Origin of the sequence: Shewanella gelidimarina (genome assembly GCF_023283945.1) — a bacterium.
Taxonomy (GTDB): domain Bacteria; phylum Pseudomonadota; class Gammaproteobacteria; order Enterobacterales; family Shewanellaceae; genus Shewanella; species Shewanella gelidimarina.
Genome location: NZ_JAKIKW010000008.1, coordinates 1 through 18,348, shown reverse-complemented (window position 1 = coordinate 18,348; position 18,348 = coordinate 1). Strand labels below are relative to the sequence as shown.

At 44.1% G+C, this 18,348-nt stretch carries 15 protein-coding genes; 1 reads left to right on the top strand and 14 read right to left on the bottom strand.

Annotated elements, in window-relative coordinates; translation table 11 throughout:
- The first annotated feature begins 82 nt into the window (after positions 1–82).
- Positions 83–1,834, top strand: coding sequence for a gamma-glutamyltransferase (ggt, locus tag L2729_RS08785; protein WP_248987938.1), 1,752 nt, complete (start codon positions 83–85; stop codon positions 1,832–1,834).
- Positions 1,835–1,924: 90 nt separating this feature from the next.
- Here ggt and L2729_RS08780 read toward each other — a convergent pair whose 3' ends face one another.
- The 14 genes from L2729_RS08780 to L2729_RS08715 form a co-directional block, all read right to left on the bottom strand.
- Positions 1,925–5,101: an NAD(P)-binding protein gene (locus L2729_RS08780; protein ID WP_248987937.1), complete on the bottom strand. Its 3,177-nt coding sequence runs from the start codon at positions 5,099–5,101 to the stop codon at positions 1,925–1,927.
- A gap of 198 nt (positions 5,102–5,299) precedes the next feature.
- Entirely contained in the window at positions 5,300–6,517 is a 1,218-nt protein-coding gene (gene nqrF / locus L2729_RS08775) for an NADH:ubiquinone reductase (Na(+)-transporting) subunit F (RefSeq protein ID WP_248987936.1), read from the bottom strand.
- Between the two features lie 55 nt (positions 6,518–6,572).
- Complete coding sequence (gene nqrE / locus L2729_RS08770; RefSeq protein WP_102040038.1) at positions 6,573–7,181, bottom strand: NADH:ubiquinone reductase (Na(+)-transporting) subunit E; 609 nt, start codon at positions 7,179–7,181, stop codon at positions 6,573–6,575.
- Between the two features lie 8 nt (positions 7,182–7,189).
- A complete protein-coding gene (locus L2729_RS08765; protein WP_248987935.1) occupies positions 7,190–7,813 on the bottom strand; it encodes an NADH:ubiquinone reductase (Na(+)-transporting) subunit D in 624 nt (207 codons plus the stop codon).
- 3 nt (positions 7,814–7,816) lie between these two features.
- On the bottom strand, positions 7,817–8,590 hold the full coding sequence (locus L2729_RS08760; protein WP_248987934.1) for a Na(+)-translocating NADH-quinone reductase subunit C: 774 nt from the start codon (positions 8,588–8,590) through the stop codon (positions 7,817–7,819).
- On the bottom strand, positions 8,590–8,739 hold the full coding sequence (locus L2729_RS08755) for a hypothetical protein (RefSeq protein ID WP_157822907.1): 150 nt from the start codon (positions 8,737–8,739) through the stop codon (positions 8,590–8,592). Before L2729_RS08755 ends, L2729_RS08760 begins: the two co-directional genes overlap by 1 nt.
- Positions 8,729–9,943: an NADH:ubiquinone reductase (Na(+)-transporting) subunit B gene (locus L2729_RS08750; RefSeq protein WP_248987933.1), complete on the bottom strand. Its 1,215-nt coding sequence runs from the start codon at positions 9,941–9,943 to the stop codon at positions 8,729–8,731. Before L2729_RS08750 ends, L2729_RS08755 begins: the two co-directional genes overlap by 11 nt.
- Complete coding sequence (locus tag L2729_RS08745) at positions 9,943–11,304, bottom strand: Na(+)-translocating NADH-quinone reductase subunit A (RefSeq protein WP_248987932.1); 1,362 nt, start codon at positions 11,302–11,304, stop codon at positions 9,943–9,945. The genes L2729_RS08750 and L2729_RS08745 overlap by 1 nt, the downstream gene beginning before the upstream one ends.
- Before the next feature lie 628 nt (positions 11,305–11,932).
- Positions 11,933–13,198 (bottom strand): ABC transporter permease, encoded by a 1,266-nt coding sequence (locus tag L2729_RS08740; protein WP_248987931.1) that lies wholly within the window; start codon positions 13,196–13,198, stop codon positions 11,933–11,935.
- The gene (locus tag L2729_RS08735; RefSeq protein ID WP_248988052.1) at positions 13,195–14,382 is read right to left on the bottom strand and encodes an efflux RND transporter periplasmic adaptor subunit; all 1,188 of its coding nucleotides are present in this window, start codon (positions 14,380–14,382) and stop codon (positions 13,195–13,197) included. The genes L2729_RS08740 and L2729_RS08735 overlap by 4 nt, the downstream gene beginning before the upstream one ends.
- A gap of 50 nt (positions 14,383–14,432) precedes the next feature.
- The gene (locus tag L2729_RS08730) at positions 14,433–15,599 is read right to left on the bottom strand and encodes an efflux RND transporter periplasmic adaptor subunit (protein WP_248987930.1); all 1,167 of its coding nucleotides are present in this window, start codon (positions 15,597–15,599) and stop codon (positions 14,433–14,435) included.
- Entirely contained in the window at positions 15,596–16,639 is a 1,044-nt protein-coding gene (locus L2729_RS08725; RefSeq protein ID WP_248987929.1) for an HlyD family secretion protein, read from the bottom strand. Before L2729_RS08725 ends, L2729_RS08730 begins: the two co-directional genes overlap by 4 nt.
- Positions 16,629–17,315 (bottom strand): ABC transporter ATP-binding protein, encoded by a 687-nt coding sequence (locus tag L2729_RS08720; RefSeq protein WP_248987928.1) that lies wholly within the window; start codon positions 17,313–17,315, stop codon positions 16,629–16,631. Before L2729_RS08720 ends, L2729_RS08725 begins: the two co-directional genes overlap by 11 nt.
- Positions 17,316–17,710: 395 nt before the next feature.
- Positions 17,711–18,100: a hypothetical protein gene (locus tag L2729_RS08715; RefSeq protein ID WP_248987927.1), complete on the bottom strand. Its 390-nt coding sequence runs from the start codon at positions 18,098–18,100 to the stop codon at positions 17,711–17,713.
- Between the last annotated feature and the right edge of the window lie 248 nt (positions 18,101–18,348).

Sequence of the window (18,348 nt, the reverse complement as noted above, 5' to 3'; positions counted from 1 at the left end):
CTAGAGTTAACCTGGCGCTAACGTCGAGTTAACCAAGAGATCCAACCACAATAGACAATACAAAAAATACAAAGGATTGAAAATGCGTATGTTTAAGAGCTTAGCATTTGCCATCTCCATGGCAATTCCACTCACAACTCTAACATTAACCGCCAGCGCCCCGCTATCGGTTAATGCTGCTGAAAATTCCATATACAGCCATATGGCAACCGCTCTCCCCGTATGGGCCGAGCACGGTATGGTCGCGAGCCAAGAAGCATTGGCGACAAGGGCGGGAATTGAAATTCTTAAACAAGGTGGTAATGCCGTTGATGCCGCCGTTGCCGTAGGATTCAGTCTTGCAGTGACTCTGCCGCGCGCCGGTAATATTGGTGGCGGTGGTTTTATGTTGGTTCATTTAGCCGAACAAAACAAAACCATCGCGATTGATTATCGTGAAATGGCCCCTGCTAGCGCGCACAAAGATATCTTTCTCGATGCGAACGGCAATGCCGTCAATAAACTTAGCCGTGAGCATGGCTTGGCGGTTGGCGTACCAGGCACTGTCATGGGCATGGAATTGGCGTTACAAAAGTACGGCACCATGAGCATGACGCAAGTGACTCAGGCCGCGATTAAAATGGCTAAAGATGGCATCATCGTCACGCCCGATCTATCATCCTCGTTAACAGGGTTAAAAAGACGTATTGCACAGTGGCCAAGCTCTGCTGCAGTGTTTTACAAAAAAGACAATTCCGACTATCAAATTGGTGACACGCTTAAACAGCCAGAGCTAGCTCACTCGCTATCACTCATCGCAACACAGGGCAGTAAGGGCTTTTACCAAGGTGAAACGGCTGAAAAAATTGTCACGGCGATTAAAGCGGCTGGCGGAATAATGACCCTTGATGATCTAAAAACCTACCAAGCTATCGAAAGAAAGCCCGTAACAGGCAATTACCGAGGCTACCAAGTGGTATCAATGCCGCCTCCCTCCTCTGGCGGAGTGCATATTATTGAGATGCTCAACATACTCGAGCAATACCCTATTGATAAGTTAGGTCACAATACCGCTGCCACTTTGCATTTAATGACAGAGGCGATGAAAAGAGCTTATGCCGACCGTAGTGAGTATTTAGGTGACCCAGACTTCGTCAATGTTCCCGTCGAGGCTTTGACTAACAAAGATTACGCTAAAGCCTTAGCTAAAAAAATCAACATCAATAAGACCACGCCCAGCAGTGAGATAAAACCAGGTAAAATAGCGCCTTATGAAAGTAATCAGACCACCCATTATTCTGTCGTGGATAAGTGGGGCAATGCAGTTTCCAATACTTACACGCTCAACTTCAGTTATGGCTCAGGTCTAGTCGCTAAAGGAACGGGGATTTTACTCAATAACGAGATGGACGACTTTTCAGCAAAACCAGGTGTACCCAACGGTTTTGGCTTAATTGGCGGAGACGCAAATGCGGTTGAAGGCAGAAAACGCCCCTTGAGTTCAATGAGTCCGACGATGGTGATGAAAGACGGTAAACCTTACATCATCACTGGCAGTCCAGGCGGTTCACGCATCATCACCACCACCTTACAAGTAATAATGAACGTAATCGACCATGGCCTGAACATCGCAGAAGCCACTAATGCTGCGCGTATTCATCACCAATGGTTGCCCGATGTGCTCCGTGTAGAGCATACGTTAAACCGCGATACTCGCGACCTACTTGAAGCCAAAGGGCATCACATAAAGGTGAATAATTCGATGGGTTCAACTCAATCAATTATGGTCACTGACCAAGGTGTTTTCGGTTCATCTGACCCTCGCCGAGCGGGCAGTGAAACCCTTGGTTACTAACGCATAAGAGATAAATAAAAGGCGCTTCAACATTGAGTTAAAGCGCCTTTTTTATTGCTAGCGAACGTCATTTACTTCCAAAAAAAGAGCTTAAAAGTCTTGCTCACCTTTTATCACTTTTGGGAAGCCGCTAATGGCTTTGGAGGTTTGCATTCCGGCCATTGTTGCCGCTTCAACACAACTGGCATTAATCCCGGTTTTTATCCAATCGCCAGTGACGAAAAGGTTATCTATCCCCGTACCATCAGTTGCGATACGATACTGCGTACTGCCTTTTACTGACATCACATAACGCTCAGACGGGTCGACATTGGCTCGCCAGTATTGGCTATCAAACCTCGCTACGCCAGAAGCCCCACTCTCATCATGTAACCACTTCCATGGGAATGATCCTGCTGTATCAGCCAGAGAACTGCCCGGCGTAGGAACATTGCCCCAGAGTTTATAGATTTGATGAGTAAGCTGGCCAATGGCCCCGGCTTTTGCCTCTAATGTCTTTTGAGTTTGAAAATCGATATCACTGCTCGGTGGATAACTATCGACAGGTAAAGCCGAGCAAAAGTAACTGGCATTTTTAGGCTGTATGCCTGGCCAATCTTCTTTATCGATAAGATGGGTTAATGACGCCCAAGTGTCAAAAGGTTCAGTAAAGCCCGATAACACGGGTTCTTCACCATTATCAGGCCTTAAAGGCCAACCCATGCCCGCTAAATCTTGATCCATCCATAACTGATAAGCCTGCGTTGCAACCGTTTTGACCTTGTCGACGCTAAGACTTAGTGCTTTGCTCTGTGCCATCACTTCGCTGGCAACATGTGGCACTGAACCAATTGATAAACCAAAGATCACTGTGTCAAAATCGACTCCTTTCAGTAGTTGTTTTTTTGGTAAAGCTTTACCGTAATGTGCTCGGTACACTTCATCCCAATCACTCCAAAAGTGTTCCAAGTTAATATCATTATCTTGCATTAACTGTGCTTGAATCGGCTCAAGTTGATCTGAATTTGGCTTGCTAGGCCAACAATCTAAGCCTTTTACATCGACTAGAGGTGAATAAGATTCCAGCCCCTCTTTTAAAGCCACTTGCTCGGTGATCTCAATCGCCTGAATACTGCCATCTTTGCATTCAAGATTATCGACTTTATTGAAGAAATGAAAATTAACGCCACGGCGTTTAAGCACTTCATAGTAAGGCGTAAACACGGTATCGCCCATACCTGCTTGCATCTCCCACATCACCCCGCCTTGATAGCAAAGCGCAATGCGCATCATAGACCGAATGATCGTCCCCGCCTCAAGATTCGGTTTGTCAAAGTTGCCTTTTTCATAAGCAAACACCAGATCATAAAAACCACGTACTGGCGCAGAATCAACTGTAAATGTTTGGTTGGCACCGTGTTTGGTTAACCATTCACGATAATCATAATCGTTAATCACATCAAAACCGTGCTTAAATACATCATCAACAAACATGCCTTTAAGAATGGTTAAGCCAAGATCCGCGGCAATATACAAGCGGCGCAGCTCATCATTGGTTTCTAGTTTGTCAACGAAACGTTCTTGCAAACGCGCTCTAAAGGCGTCGACAGCTGATTCGACAAAACCGCCTTCATCTTCAGTATCATGATGATGTGCTTCACAGTCGCGACCGATCATTTGATTGAAATGACATTCCAACTTATCGGCAAGTGATGACAAATTCAATTTTGCGTCATCAATAGAATCTTCAATGTTGTCGTTTAGCTGTTCAAACCATTCCCGACTGAACCAATGTATCGGCTTTGCAGATTCTTTAGTCGCAGCGGTATCTTCATCTTCTAGTGCATCTAGCAGATCGTCCATCTCGGTTAACCAATGGCGGATCCAGCTAAATGCTGCCTTGACCACTTTCCACAGTGTTAGCACTTCCGTACTGTCACCAGGCAAGCCACTACGCTCAGGAAATTGAATAGGCCAACTGTCAGAATCGCCTCCCACATCTTCTTGCAGCACAATAAAATTATGCGGTTTAAAGGCATCTAAAAATGTCGCGAGTGGTGCCCCCGCCGGTCTATCAAGTTCTTCGTACGCTTTACGCATTAAGCTAAAGGCATTTTGATAGAACCCAAACCAGATATGCAGGCCATGCTCTTCAATACGTTGGCCTTTATCAGCATTACGTCCACTGGCCCCTTTTCCACCAATACGCCAGCCCATTTGATAAACATCTATCTCATAACGATTTTTCCAACCGGGTTGCTCCGTTAGGCAAACAGCGGCCGTCATTGCTGCGACGCCGCCACCCAATATCGCGATTTTTTCTTTTTTAACGATCGAGTTATCAACAAGCACCTCGCCTTGCGGTACCTCAAAATCGAAATTAACATGGTAAGGCAACAGTACATGCTGCTCACCCAGCTCAACGCCAAGTGAGTCTTTAAATGAGAATGAAGCATTGTCAAAAATGGTCGCCAGCAAGTCATTTTCTAATAACGCAATTGAATGTACTTTATTCACTTTGGCTGGCGCTGCGGTAATGGCTTGATACACCGCTTTGTTACCCGCGCTATCCGGTAACTGCTTGAGGAACACTTGATCGATTGCAGGTTTAAACAACAAACTAAACAATTGGGTTTCACCCAACTTATCAAGCTCAGGGATAAAGTCAGTCTGCGCTTTAAACAAGTCCCATGTCTGGCTGATGGCTTCTAATGTCGATAATTGTTGCTCTTCCGCTGCCTCGCAATCAACGCTAAGTAGGGGGTGAATGGCAAGTTCACTCTCCGCTGAGAACACCTTAAAGCTTTTAGCAGATAAGCTAAGCTTGGTTAGCGGCGCTCCCACCTCAGGCATTTCGTACTCGCACATGTACTTGGGATAGCCAAAAAGCTCACGGCCATTGATCAGCGCCATCGCGTCGTTGACAAAAATATGTAACGGGTGGAAGTAAACATGACTCACGTCATCACTGTCACTGCTGTTTTGCCTCCCCACCATCACCCAAGTGACAATATCGGTTTCTTGGATCCAGCCTTTATCTCGATCTTGAGGAGCCTCAGAATAGGCTTTCTCTACCCGCGTAAAACTGGTTAACACGTAGGGTGATAACACTCTGAAATACATGGCACCGCCAGCCACTTGATTAAGACAGGTATCGATAGATTTTTGCAGGTTTGCCATTTTGCCTTTTAAGAAAAAGCCGTACATATCCGCTTTACTTAAAATCAGTGGTGAGTGCATTAACATTGAGCCAGGGGGATAGATAAAATTGGGGCGTTGAGCGTCCATTGCCAGTTTCCTGTAAGTTCCAGAGTAAAAGTAGTTAACCCCTTATTAAAACAGTAAAAACACTGATTAACAATGGCGGTACGTTTATACTATTTCACGTTACATCTTGGTCTAACATCGAATAGGTTTGTAGTTTTCAGCCAATAAAAAACGCAGCCGATGGGCTGCGTTTTATTATTTTAAACGATGGGGATTAGCTTAGTCACCAAAATCATCGAGTAAGATATTCTCAGGTTCCACGCCTAAGCTTTCAAGCAGGTTGATCACCGATGAGTTCATAATCGGAGGGCCACACATGTAGAATTCACAGTCTTCTGGCGCTTTATGATCACGCAGATAGTTTTCAAATAAGACATTGTGAATAAAGCCGGTGTAACCTGTCCAGTTATCTTCAGGTAACGGATCAGACAGTGCCACATGCCAAACAAAGTTTTCATTCTCTGCAGCAAGCGCATCGAAATCCTCTTGGTAAAACACTTCACGTGTTGAACGTGCGCCATACCAAAAGCTCATCTTACGCTGAGTTTTTTTACTCTTAAGTTGGTCGAATATGTGTGAACGCATCGGTGCCATACCTGCACCACCGCCAACAAATATCATTTCAGCATCCGTTTCTTTGACAAAGAACTCGCCAAATGGACCTGAAATCGTCACAGTATCACCCGCTTTCAGGTTAAAAATGTACGAAGACATTTTACCCGGCGCCACTTTATCATTTGGCGGCGTAGCGATACGCACGTTCAACATGATGGTGCCTTTCTCGTCAGGATAGTTAGCCATTGAATATGCACGTAGCACTTCTTCATCGACTTTAGAGACTAACTTAAAGAGGTCGTACTTAACCCAATCATCACGATATTCAGCTGGAATATCAAAATCAGCATAGTTAACTTTATGAGCCGGCGCTTCAATTTGAATGTAGCCACCTGCTTTGAAGAGTACATCTTCGCCTTCTGGAAGTTTAAGCAGCAACTCTTTGATGAACGTCGCAGTGTTATTATTAGAAATAACCTCACACAGCCATTTTTTAACACCAAAGATCTCCTCTTCAACTTCGAGTTCCATATCGGTTTTCACAGAAACTTGGCAAGCGAGGCGACAACCTTCCTTAGCTTCTTTCTTGCTGATATGGTCTAGCTCGGTAGCCAAAATATCACCACCGCCCGATTTAACGGTCACTCGGCACTGGCCGCATGTTCCGCCACCGCCACACGCTGATGGAATAAAGATATTCTTATTTGCGAGTGCTCCGAGTAATTTATCACCCGCTGAAGTTGAAATGCTCTTCTCTGCATCATCATTAATACGAATGTTGACGTCACCCGTAGACACCAGTTTACTTTTGGCGAACAAAATCACCATGACCAAGATGCTAACCACAACGGTGAACATACCGATACCAATTGCCATTTCCATCGAATCTACCTTTTGTTTAATTCGTTTTCATTAAGCCGTTTAATCGCTAACTGACTTAAATAGAAATACCAGAGAAAGCCATGAAGCCTAACGCCATCAAGCCTGTGGTAATAAAGACAATACCAATGCCTTGCAGACCTTCTGGTATTGCATGGAATTTCATCCGCTCTCTAAGCCCTGCGAGCATGACAATAGCCATCGCCCAACCAAAGCCTGAACCTGCTGCAAACACCACTGACTCGCCTAGATTGTAATCACGGTTAGCCATGAAAATAACGCCAGCAAAAATCGCGCAGTTTACCGTCAGCAAAGGTAAGAAAATACCTAAAGAGTCATAAAGTGCAGGAATGTACTTGTCTAAGAACATCTCTAGGATTTGCACTAGCGCAGCAATAACACCAATAAAGGTGATTAACTGTAAGTAGCTCAAGTCCAATGCTGGATATCCTGCCCATGCAAGTGCACCAGGCGCTAAGATATTGGCATAAATCAACTGGTTAAGAGGGACTGCTAAGACCATCACCACGATAACCGCAACACCCAATCCGAAAGATGTCGATACTTTTTTCGATACCGCTAAAAAGGTACACATTCCCATAAAGAACGAGAGCGCCATATTGTCGATAAACGCCGCCTGAATAAACAGGTTTATATAATGTTCCATATCGCTTACTACCCTCGTTTACGCTGAATGACGTTTATTGACCAAATCATTAAGCCAATTAAGAAAAACGCACTTGGCGGTAACTTGAACATTTCATTGGCTAAATACCAGCCACCGTTTTCAACAGTCTTTAGAATCTCATGCCCAAATAAGGTGCCGCTACCCAAGAGTTCACGTACAAACGCGACGCCTAATAAGATAACGCCGTAACCCATTGCATTACCGATAGCATCAACCACTGCTAGATGCGGCGGATTCTTCATGGCAAACGCTTCTGCACGTCCCATAATGATGCAGTTGGTAATAATGAGTCCTACGAATACCGAAAGCTGACGTGATAATTCATAAGCGATGTCTTGCAATACCATATCAACGATAATCACTAACGAAGCGATAATCGTCATTTGCGCAATAATACGAACACTATTCGGGATCAGAGAACGTATGCTTGAGATAATGAGGTTTGAAAACACCAGTACAAACGTCACGGCCAATGTCATCACCAATGCAGTTTGCATTGAGTTACTGACGGCCAGTGCCGAACAAACGCCAAGTACTTGCATGGCGACTGGATTATTACTAAAAATGGGACTGGTTAAAATGTCACGAGTCGATGCAGTTTGAGTACTCATCAATTACCCCTCCGACGCTTTTAGCTTATTAAAGAACATTTCGAATCCTTGAGCGCCAAACCAAAACTGCACTGCTCGCTGAACGCCACGGCCGGTCATGGTTGCACCACTAACGGCATCAACGCCATGTAGGTCGCCCGCTTTAGCACCCCCTTTAACGATCTTAAATGAGACCTTACCGTTAGCATCAAAAATCTGCTTACCGTGCCATTTATCAGTCCAATCTGGATCATTAAGAAAGTCGCCAATACCTGGGGTTTCACCATGTTCATAAAACACCACGTTCTCTATGGTATTAAAGTCGGATTGCAGCGCAACATAGCCGTATATCATCGACCATAAGCCTTTACCGTAGATAGGCACCACGACGCTGGTTAACGTGCCATTGTCGTCAAAAACTTTGAACACTCGCGCTTGATCAGCACGGGTCTTAATTTTTGCTTTATCTTTCTTTCTCTCTAGTTTACTCGACGTTTCTGGGTTTATCGCCGCCATACGCTCGTCAAAATCAAGCACTCCGGCATTGGCTTCAACAACACCGGTATCAAGCGACACCAACATCGATTTAACGTCTTTATCAAAAATGGCTCTAAAGTCTTTATCTGCGATATCGACATCTGCCGCGATTAATACATTACGCTTAAGTTCATCACGCTTTTTTACCAGCTTGCGCTCTTTAAGTAGCTCTGCTGTGCCAGTGATCATAAATGAGCACAATAGGCATAGGGTCACCGTAAAAATCATGGTGCCCACAAATGAATCTTTCTTAAATGCCATTACGCTTTATTCCTCGTATTGACCTGCTTTGCACTTGTTGGCGTACGATAAAGTAGGTACTCAAATATCGCTTCCCAAAGTTTTGCTAACAACATTGCTGGCATTGCCACTGCGGGTAAGTCAGCTTTCTGATTAGGTTTAAAGGCCATTGCGTTTAAGTCTCCGTTTAATATTGGCTTTAGCCACGAGATAATCGAAGATAGGCGCCCACAAATTAGCGAACAATATTGCCAACATCACGCCTTCAGGCATTTTGGGGTTAACCACACGGATAAGCACGGTCATAAAGCCAATGAGCAGACCATAAGCCACCTTACCTTTACGGGTATAAGATGTTGTCACTGGATCAGTTGCCATAAACATCATCGCAATCGCAAAACCACCCGTGACTAAATGCCAAGTCCATGGCATAGCAAAGAGTTCATTTTTAGATGAGCCGATAATATTGAACAAGGTTGCTGTCGCGATCATGCCAGCCAATACACCCGCAACGATACGCCAATCAGCAAGGCGAGTAAGGATTAAAAATCCACCACCAATAAGTAATGCCAGCGTGCTGGTTTCGCCAATCGCACCAACGGTAAAGCCGAAGAAAGCGTTCCACCAATTAGGGTCTGAAAATGCTTCGTACCAAGCGTAATCAGCAAAGCTTAAATCGCCAGCAGCGGTTTGCATCAGTGTTGTTGCACCTGAGAAACCATCGACCGCAACCAATTGAGTCACCGCGGTAACTTGTGATGGATAGGCAAAGTAGATAAAGGCAAGACCTGCAAGGGCTGGGTTAAGGAAATTATATCCCATCCCTCCAAACACCTCTTTTGCCATTATTATGCCAAACGTTATCCCCATCGCAACTAACCAAAGTGGTGTAGAAACCGGTAAAATTAGCGTAAATAGCAGTGCAGTAACAAAGAAGCCTTCGTGTAACTCTTGGCCACGGACTTTAGCAAAGACCATTTCCCAAAACAGACTCACCAACAGCGCCGTTAAATAAATAGGAGCATAAAGGCTTAGACCGTAAACAAATAGGCCAAAAAAACCAGTTTGCTCTGTCATTCCACCAAAAACAAAATTAAAGGGGATAAGCTGCCAAATATCGGAAGCCACTAGACCTGATGCTATAGCGATTTGCGCTTGTAACCCAATATTGTACATGCCGAACAATATTGCTGGCATTAAGCACAAGCCAACAATCGTCATGGTTCTCTTTACGTCAATTGCATCACGTACATGGACTTTGCCTTTAGTGCTGCGACCATTTGCAACTAATAAAGAGTGTAAGTAGCCTCTGACTGAGCTGCCCGGTGCATAATAATCCTCTTGGATATCAGGCTTTTTATCTTGCTGACTCATCAACCTTCCCTCTCAATAATTTCTAAGCAAGCACGTAACTCTTTACCAAAGTCGTACTTACCTGGACAAACAAAGGTACACAACGCGAGATCTTCTTCATCGAGTTCGAGCGCTCCCAAAGCTTGTGCTTCATCTGTATCTCTAACAACAAGATCGCGGACCAAGAGTGTTGGCAATATATCCAGCGGCATCACTCTATCTAATTGACCGAAAGCCATCATGGCACGAGCCGAACCACCGGTGTGGGTGGTGAAGTCAAATAGTTTCTTAGCACCCTTAAAGCGAGATGTTACCGCTCGGGTAATTGAAAACTTCTCAGAGCCGCCTCTGATCCAAGGCAAAACCTGATGTTTTGAATCTTCTTGAAGGACACTAATTTGATTATGGAAACGACCCAGAAAATCATGTGCACCAAATGCAGTATGCCCTGATAGCACAGAGCCAGAGACCACACGGGAGTTGCCCTCTGTGAGTTCGCCGGCAACCACTTGGGATAAACATGCGCCGGTTTGAACGCGGATTAATCGAGGTTCAATAACATCTGGCCCTGCGAGTGAAACGACGCGGTCGGTATAAATTTCACCGGTTAAGAACAGCTTGCCGTAAGCGATGACATCCTGATAACCCAAATGCCAAACTGGACGCTCAATACTCGCAGATAAGATAAAGTGAATATGGGTACCGACAAGCCCTGCCGGGTGCACACCAGTAAAACAATGATTGCTTACATGCGCTAAATCGCTACCAGGGAGTTCTGCACCAGGAGCCTGACACAAATGGACTTTACCATCGGTTAGGTGACCCAGTACCGCGATACCTGCAGCGAAAGATTCAGCTTGTTCAGCAATAACAATACGAGGGTCTGCTGCCAATGGATTGCTGTCCATTGCGCTGACAAAAATACCTGAAGGCGTAGTGTCTAACTGAGGTACTCGAGAGAACGGGCGAGTACGCAGCGCCGTCCACAGACCACTGTCGACTAATTTAGATTGCACTTGGCTGCGTTCTAGCGCGGCGATATCGTGACTAATACCAAAGTTAATAGCGTCACCTTGGTTACATTCAATGACGATAGATTGAAAAAGTCTACGATCGCCACGGTTGATAGCGATGACTTTACCGCTAGCAGGAGCGGTGTACTTTACGCCAATGTTCTTTTTATCTTCCAAAAGAACCTGACCTTTTTGCACGAGTTCGCCCACTTCGACTAGCATAGTCGGTTTTAGGCCAACATATTCTTCTCCGAGAAGGGCAACATGGGAGCAAGATTTGCTAGTGTTAACAACTTGCTTCGGTTCTCCTGCAATAGGCACATCGAGGCCTTTTTTCACTGTTATAACTGGGTTTGAATAACCTGTCATCACAAACATCAACCGTTAAATAATTGGATGACTAATAGTAGTTGTTTGTTAACTAATATTCCACGTTTAACATCACACTTTACGGTCGATTTCGTAACTTAACTACAGAACACATTAATCCCAAGCTAGATTGACACTATTACGCGGTAATTAATTAATACAAACGTGACGTAATGTAATTTTACAACACAAACCAGTGATCACTTTCCGCTCAAGGATTGTGCTCTTAATGACCTAAATCAGATTATTTTTTGGAAGTAAGATAGATATTTCAATAGCCGCGATATCAACCCGTATAAATTAGTTCAAATCACTACTGGTATACAAATAACCAGTCGTTTAGGCTTTTACTATAAAATCCTTCTTCTTTGATGACATCTAATAAAACTACACAAACTTGAAAGTTTACTCATAATATAAAACTGAGCACTTTTTTTGTAAAAAAATAGCTATCTTATTGGATAACAATGATAAAAATGAGAATTTTGCGGTGGGTCTAGCGCTGATGTGTCGGCACCTTAAAATAGTGTTATCTAGGTTAGACGTCATCAATAAAAAAGGGGCAATAAATTTATTATTGCCCCCTTCACAGGTTACTTTTATCGCTTCACTAGAGCCTATAAGCTATTTAATCGCGCTGTAGCGCAACAATCGGGTCTAACCTTGCCGCCTTTTTTGCAGGATATAGACCAAAGCCAACCCCTATCGTCATACAAACCCCTAAGGCAAGCACAATGGCGAAAGGAGACCAAGCAACAGGCCAACCTGCGGCAGTGGAGATAACCAATGCCAGCAATAATCCAACCCCTATACCGATAATGCCACCGGTGGCTGATATTGCGATACTTTCAATAAGAAATTGACGTGCAATATCTTTGCGCTTGGCACCTAAAGCTCTCAATAACCCTATTTCACCGGTTCTTTCTAAAATGGTCGCTAACATAATATTCATTATGCCTATACCGCCCACAAGCAAAGAGATCCCTGCGACGCAGGCCATCACGATATTAAATATTTGTTGGGTTTTTTGATGCTGCGCTAGCAGATCCGCTGGCACCACGACATCAAAGTCTTTTTCGCCGCCATGACGACGATTGAGCAGATGCTGCACACTTTTAGAGGCCAATGTGGGGTCAATGCCGTCAACAAGTGCTAATTTAAAGGAGTCCAGCTCATCTTCTAAATGTTTAAACTGCATCTTTTTTAATGCTGTACTGAGTGGGATAAAGACTTGGTTCCGCTCGCCACCCAATTTAACACCTTGAATCGTTGACTTGGTTCCCTCTTTCTCAGACAAAACCCCCACCACCGTAAACCACTGATGGTTAACTTTAACTAAACTGCCTATCGCGCTGCCCTGTGGGAATAGGCTCCGTGCCGCTTCAGGCCCAAGTACGGTCACTTGCTGAAAATGCGACTCATCAGCCGCATTAAGCGTGCGACCCTCTCCTAAATCTAATGCACTTAAATCAAAGTAGCTTGGCGTTACGCCCAGTACTTTTGCATCGCTTCGACCTTTCAAACTAAACAAGCTAAATACTTTGACGTTTTTTTCTGCGCTCCAGTTTTCAACAAAAGGTAAGGTATCATTAGCACTGTCGATATCCCTTAGACTTAAGCCAATACTATGTTCGCGTATCGACTTTAATGCTTCACCCTCAGTTGCTCTGGCGTTTACAACGAGGTTGTTCACCCCCATTGATTCAATCATCTTTAACGCTTCACGTTCAGCGCCTTCACCAACACTGAGCATCGCGATCACCGCACCCACACCAAAAATCATGCCTAGCAAGGTTAATAAGGTGCGTAACTTATGATGACGCATCTCATCGAAGGCTTGTTTTATACCATCCCAGTAAATCGACATATTTGCCGATGGTCTGTTACCCGTCATACTCGATTCCTTTTCGGCGGCGTCGTAAGGGCGATAGTATCGCCTGGTGTGAGGCCTTCGGTAATGACAGTACGATTTAAACTGCGGTTACCTGGCGCTACTTTCTGCTTTATAAAGCCTGCTGACGTTTTTAAGTAAACCCAATAATCACCTGATTTCTGGAATAAAGCTTGATTCGGCACCGTGATGACATTTTTAAGATCTAATGCATGAACATTGGCGTTAACTTGTCTGCCGGGTTGCATCACTTCAACCAAGGTTTTATCAATGCTCACGACCATCTCAAAATAGTTAACCGGACTGTCTTTCTCTTTCGCTTTTGACAAAGCGTCAAGCTGGGACACAGTGCCATGTATCGGCATTTCAGGATAAGCATCAAGATATAACGTCACCGATTTACCCACCGCTAAACCCAGAGCTTCAGACTCGAGCACATACAACTTGGCTTGCATCTTTGACGTATCGGGTAAAGTACCGATTGTCATGCCGGACCACATCATATCGCCCACAACCGGTGGTACCCCGCTCCAACCCGGTTTAGCCACAAATACGCCATCATGAGGGGCGATAATCTGCATTTGGTTTAGGTTATTTGAATAGCGAGTCATTTTCGCCTTATGACCCTTCTGCTTAAGCTTAATCAACTCCTGCTCAGCTTGTGCTTGAGAACCATGCTGATCGATGCCCCAGTTATAAAACATCATTTTTGCTTCTAAATAATCTTGATTACGCATCTGGTCGATAATGTCTATCTTGGTATACACTCGCTCATCTTCACTAAAGAAGCGATCGGCGAGCTCGCGTTCCTGCCCCGTTAACTTAGTGTCTGTTGTTAAAGTCTTATCGATAGTGTTGTCTTTCTCTGTTTGGATCTGACTGTCTAAGCCTAAGCGGTCAAAGTCCAACTTCTCCATTTCTAAACGATAACTCTCACGAGTTGAGTCCATAGTGGCAACGACATCACCCGCTTTTACATTGCTAAAGTTATCCATGATCCATGCCAGTGATTGTGGCCCTCTAAGCCCAGATGGCACGGTTACGGTCGTTGAATTACTGGCCTCTAGCTCCCCTGCTGCAGGGATATCAACCTTAAAATCAGCTGTCGCGATTTCAAGCGTTAACACGCCATCACTAGATTGTTGACTACAGCCTACAGTGCCAATTAAAAGCAATGTGCTTACCATGCTAATCGCGATACGGATTGCAGTCGAGTTGTGGCTTTTCAATGGATTATTCATGGTAACAGTACCTCATCGCCTTCATTTAAACCGGAGGCGATAACAACCTGCTCCTTTCCCATCGACCCTAACGATACCGATTGTTTACTATCGCTAAATAAGCCTGGGGTATACACGTAAGCATTACCCTGCTCGTAATGCACAGCATCAACAGACAACAATAATTCTGGGATATCATTGGCGATATCGATACTGATTTTTGCCGTCATTCCAGGCCTCATCAACTCTGTATCCACCTCAGCAATACTGGCTACAGCATCAAAGATAACCAGAGGAACATCCTGATTTTTCACCCTAAATATGACACCAAGTTCTTTGATCTCACCATTAAAGCTTTTTTCTGGATTAGCATCTAATCGAATTTTTAGCTTCTGCCCAACCTTAACCCTACCGGCTTCAACTTCAGGAATCGTCATATTAACTTGCATATGCTTAAGGTCTGGAATGCTTAACAGCGTATCCCCATTAAACACATTTTGGCCTTCGGCGACTTTATTACCTTGTTGATCATTACCGTAAACGACCATGCCGCTGCGGGGAGCTATCAAAGTAAGAGATTGGATGCCTTTTTTTAGCGCAGCCACTTCGAGTTGAAACTTTTGTTTATCTCCTTCAAGCATTTTGACTCTTTGTTCAGCACCCATGATCTCAAGTTCAATTTTCTTGTTAATCAAGCTCACTCTATCCGTTGCAATAATCGCATCACGCTGATACTTCTTTTTATCGATGACAGAGATGGTTTCATCAGAGATCTCAACTTTAAGCTGGCTTTTTTCCTGGTTCATTTTAGCTTCAGCTAACTCTAGCTTTAGCTCCTCCAGCTTCTTCGCATTGCGAAGTTTTGATGTAGCTAGATCTTGTATGGTTGTTTCTAAACTTGCCGTTTTAACCGAAAGTCGCTGTCCCAGCTCAGAGGTGTCAAGTTGAGCAACCTGATCGCCTTCACTCACAACCCCACCTTCCGGCGCTAACATTTTAATTTGATATTGCCATACACGTCTAACCGCTGGCGGTTTTAGGTTGACCGTATTAGACGAGACTAACTCGCCGGTCACCTCGATTTGCTGACTCAATACACCGGTTTCAACTTCAGTAATGGCGATGTCTGAGCAACCCACTAATAAAACACTCAATAAAGAAACACTCAATAACGATGCTTTCATGATGCATCCCTCTTAGGCTCGACTAACACACTCATTCCAGGAATAATTTTCACCCGTTCATCCCCTGAAAAAGCAATCTGAACCCTAAACCAATTACTATTACCCCAAGCAGCTTGTTTGGTTGCTTGGCGACTAATACCTTGAACTGAGCCTTTAAGGGAGATGCTTGATTGCGAGTCCAATCGAAGCTGTACCGGCTCACCAATGGTTAACCTATCAGCGTCAACCTCATTGACCCAAGCAATCACCTCTAGCTCATTCATCGCTGGAATAGTGGCGACTTGGCGACCAATTTGAACTGAGTCACCCACGGCAAATTTTTTATCTGACCAAGGATCCCGTGAATATAAAATAGGGCCATCTAGATTAGCGTTTATCTCTAACTGTTGAAGACCTTTAAGTGACTGCTCTAACTCTCTTTCAGCCCGTGTTCTATCAATCTGTAACTGTGCTATTGACGCAACTCTCTTGTCAGTGATCTCTTTCAGTAACTGCGCCTTTTTAGACAGTTCAGATATGGCTTTAAGCTTATTAAATTGATTATCGGCATAATTCTTAGCCGCGATATAATCGGCAGGGATCCCAGCATCTAATTCTGCTTTTTCCAGCTCCAGCCTCGATTGTTTCAGGTCGAACTCCGCCTGCAATATTTGCGCATCGAGCTCTATCGATTGACTCTGTTCTTGCGCCGTGACTCTTAACAAGCTCGCTTCCAATTGCTCAATTCGGTTCGCAATCGCGCTTTTGTCAAAAATAACTACAACTTCGCCAACCTTAGCAATGCTGCCCTCAGGTAGCATCCATTTGATCTGGTAGCGCCAGGCATCACCGGCTTTGGGCACCATAATCGCTTGTGAGTCTACTGACGATATTTTCCCGGTTAAAAGCAAAGGCGATAACTCAGCGGGCGAAGGTGACAGTGGTGCAGTATTGAGCTGTGTAACGGGCTTGACGGCCACTTCATTTGCGTAAGCTAGGCTGGGTGAAAAGGCCAATAGAAGACACAAACTGCTTAGCCCTATAATCGTATTAGGCTGCATTAGTCGCCCTCTCTTCAATCTCAACGATATCGCCATCTCTCATACGAATAATTCGCTGTGCATATGCGGCAACCTCCTCTTCATGGGTCACCAAAATAATGGTTTGGCCAGCCTTATGCAATTCAGTGAAAAGGGCCATAATTTCAACTGACGTTTTGCTGTCGAGCGCCCCTGTTGGTTCATCGGCGAGTAAAATTGCAGGTCGATTAACTAAAGAACGGGCGATTGCGACGCGCTGCCTTTGGCCACCTGAAAGTTGATTTGGACGGTGATCATGCCGAGTCTCTAAACCGACTCGGGCTAGTAACTCATGTGCATAACTAGGGTCTTGATCAGGATGGTCCGAAAACCTTAAAGGCAGTAACACATTTTGTAATGCTGATAAGCGCGGTAATAAGTGAAAACTTTGAAAAACAAAGCCTATCTCTTTATTTCTAACGGCCGACAATGCGTCATCATCCAATTGAGCGACTTCTTGCTCGTTCAGGCTATAGCCTCCTGAAGATGGTTTATCTAAACAGCCGATAATATTCATCAAGGTGGACTTTCCCGAACCTGAAGGCCCCATAATCGCAACGAATTCATTTTTAGCGATACTAAAGCTCACTCCATTGAGTGCTTTTACACATGTATCACCCATGGGATATTCTTTTTTTAAGTCATGGACTTCTATCATAAAAATGCTCTTTATATAGCAATGAACCAGCCGAACAATGGGCCTATCATACAACTAAAGCCCAAATGATATAGCTAGCCCTTGTGAAAAATTTTGTAAATTATCGTGATATTAACAAGCCCGTTATCTATCGATAGGCGAGTAGAATGGTTTATCGACAGTGGGAAGATGGGGGAAGGATAGTATTTGACTTAACCTTGTTTGCATTTTTCATCCTGATAGCAGCGCTCCAATCCATTTGGAGCACATTTTAGTCTGCAAACAACTTACTGATTATTCTTTATAAACACAACAAATAATACGATTAACAACGTGTAAATAATTCAACTCATTTATCTATACCAATCACCAATATTGCGTCACTCATTAGTCGTTAATTAAGGTCGGCACCTCAACTATACCAACAAAGTGCCAAGTAGAGTGAATACCGAAATTACCACGAAAAATATCCATTGGAATAGGTGTTTAAATGGCTGTTCAAGATCACTGTTAAAACCAATATAGATTTGCCATATCGCGAATAAGCCGAAGTTAAGGGCAATAAACACCAACATGCCAAAACTATGCATTTGAGAAACGGCTTCAAAAGCGCAAGCCAATAGAATAAACGTTGAAAGTAGCAGAAAGACTGAAATATAGTGAAAGACACATTGCATCACGGACTTAGCGATGGGGTCGAAAACAGCCTGCTGCATGGGCACTAAGAATTGTTGCCTGTCATAGGTGAAGTGCATGACACAAGTTAATGCAGCAATGACCCCAGCCAGTAAAAAATAGATATTCATCCCTTGCTCCGACACGATTTTTTCTTTTAAAAACAGCGCCAAAACCCTGCTTTTAAAGATAGCTCATATTTTAAGTGTTACTCATACCGGATTAGACAGGGAATATCATGGTTATCTTACAAAAAAAGAGAGCTTTCGCTCTAATGCCGATCAGTTAGTCAATATTTGATCGGTTGACCGATCTTCTCAGCATGCGAAAATCCGAATGTATTCCTTACATTCGGATTTTTTATGGACGTATCTCAAGC

Bases quoted from the DNA above. Each gene is read 5' to 3' on its own strand.
- ggt (WP_248987938.1), top strand. From the start codon at position 83: ATGCGTATGTTTAAGAGCTTAGCATTTGCCATCTCCATGGCAATTCCA.
- L2729_RS08780 (WP_248987937.1), bottom strand. From the start codon at position 5,101: ATGGACGCTCAACGCCCCAATTTTATCTATCCCCCTGGCTCAATGTTA.
- nqrF (WP_248987936.1), bottom strand. From the start codon at position 6,517: ATGGAAATGGCAATTGGTATCGGTATGTTCACCGTTGTGGTTAGCATC.
- nqrE (WP_102040038.1), bottom strand. From the start codon at position 7,181: ATGGAACATTATATAAACCTGTTTATTCAGGCGGCGTTTATCGACAAT.
- L2729_RS08765 (WP_248987935.1), bottom strand. From the start codon at position 7,813: ATGAGTACTCAAACTGCATCGACTCGTGACATTTTAACCAGTCCCATT.
- L2729_RS08760 (WP_248987934.1), bottom strand. From the start codon at position 8,590: ATGGCATTTAAGAAAGATTCATTTGTGGGCACCATGATTTTTACGGTG.
- L2729_RS08755 (WP_157822907.1), bottom strand. From the start codon at position 8,739: ATGGCCTTTAAACCTAATCAGAAAGCTGACTTACCCGCAGTGGCAATG.
- L2729_RS08750 (WP_248987933.1), bottom strand. From the start codon at position 9,943: ATGAGTCAGCAAGATAAAAAGCCTGATATCCAAGAGGATTATTATGCA.
- L2729_RS08745 (WP_248987932.1), bottom strand. From the start codon at position 11,304: ATGACAGGTTATTCAAACCCAGTTATAACAGTGAAAAAAGGCCTCGAT.
- L2729_RS08740 (WP_248987931.1), bottom strand. From the start codon at position 13,198: ATGACGGGTAACAGACCATCGGCAAATATGTCGATTTACTGGGATGGT.
- L2729_RS08735 (WP_248988052.1), bottom strand. From the start codon at position 14,382: ATGGTAAGCACATTGCTTTTAATTGGCACTGTAGGCTGTAGTCAACAA.
- L2729_RS08730 (WP_248987930.1), bottom strand. From the start codon at position 15,599: ATGAAAGCATCGTTATTGAGTGTTTCTTTATTGAGTGTTTTATTAGTG.
- L2729_RS08725 (WP_248987929.1), bottom strand. From the start codon at position 16,639: ATGCAGCCTAATACGATTATAGGGCTAAGCAGTTTGTGTCTTCTATTG.
- L2729_RS08720 (WP_248987928.1), bottom strand. From the start codon at position 17,315: ATGATAGAAGTCCATGACTTAAAAAAAGAATATCCCATGGGTGATACA.
- L2729_RS08715 (WP_248987927.1), bottom strand. From the start codon at position 18,100: ATGAATATCTATTTTTTACTGGCTGGGGTCATTGCTGCATTAACTTGT.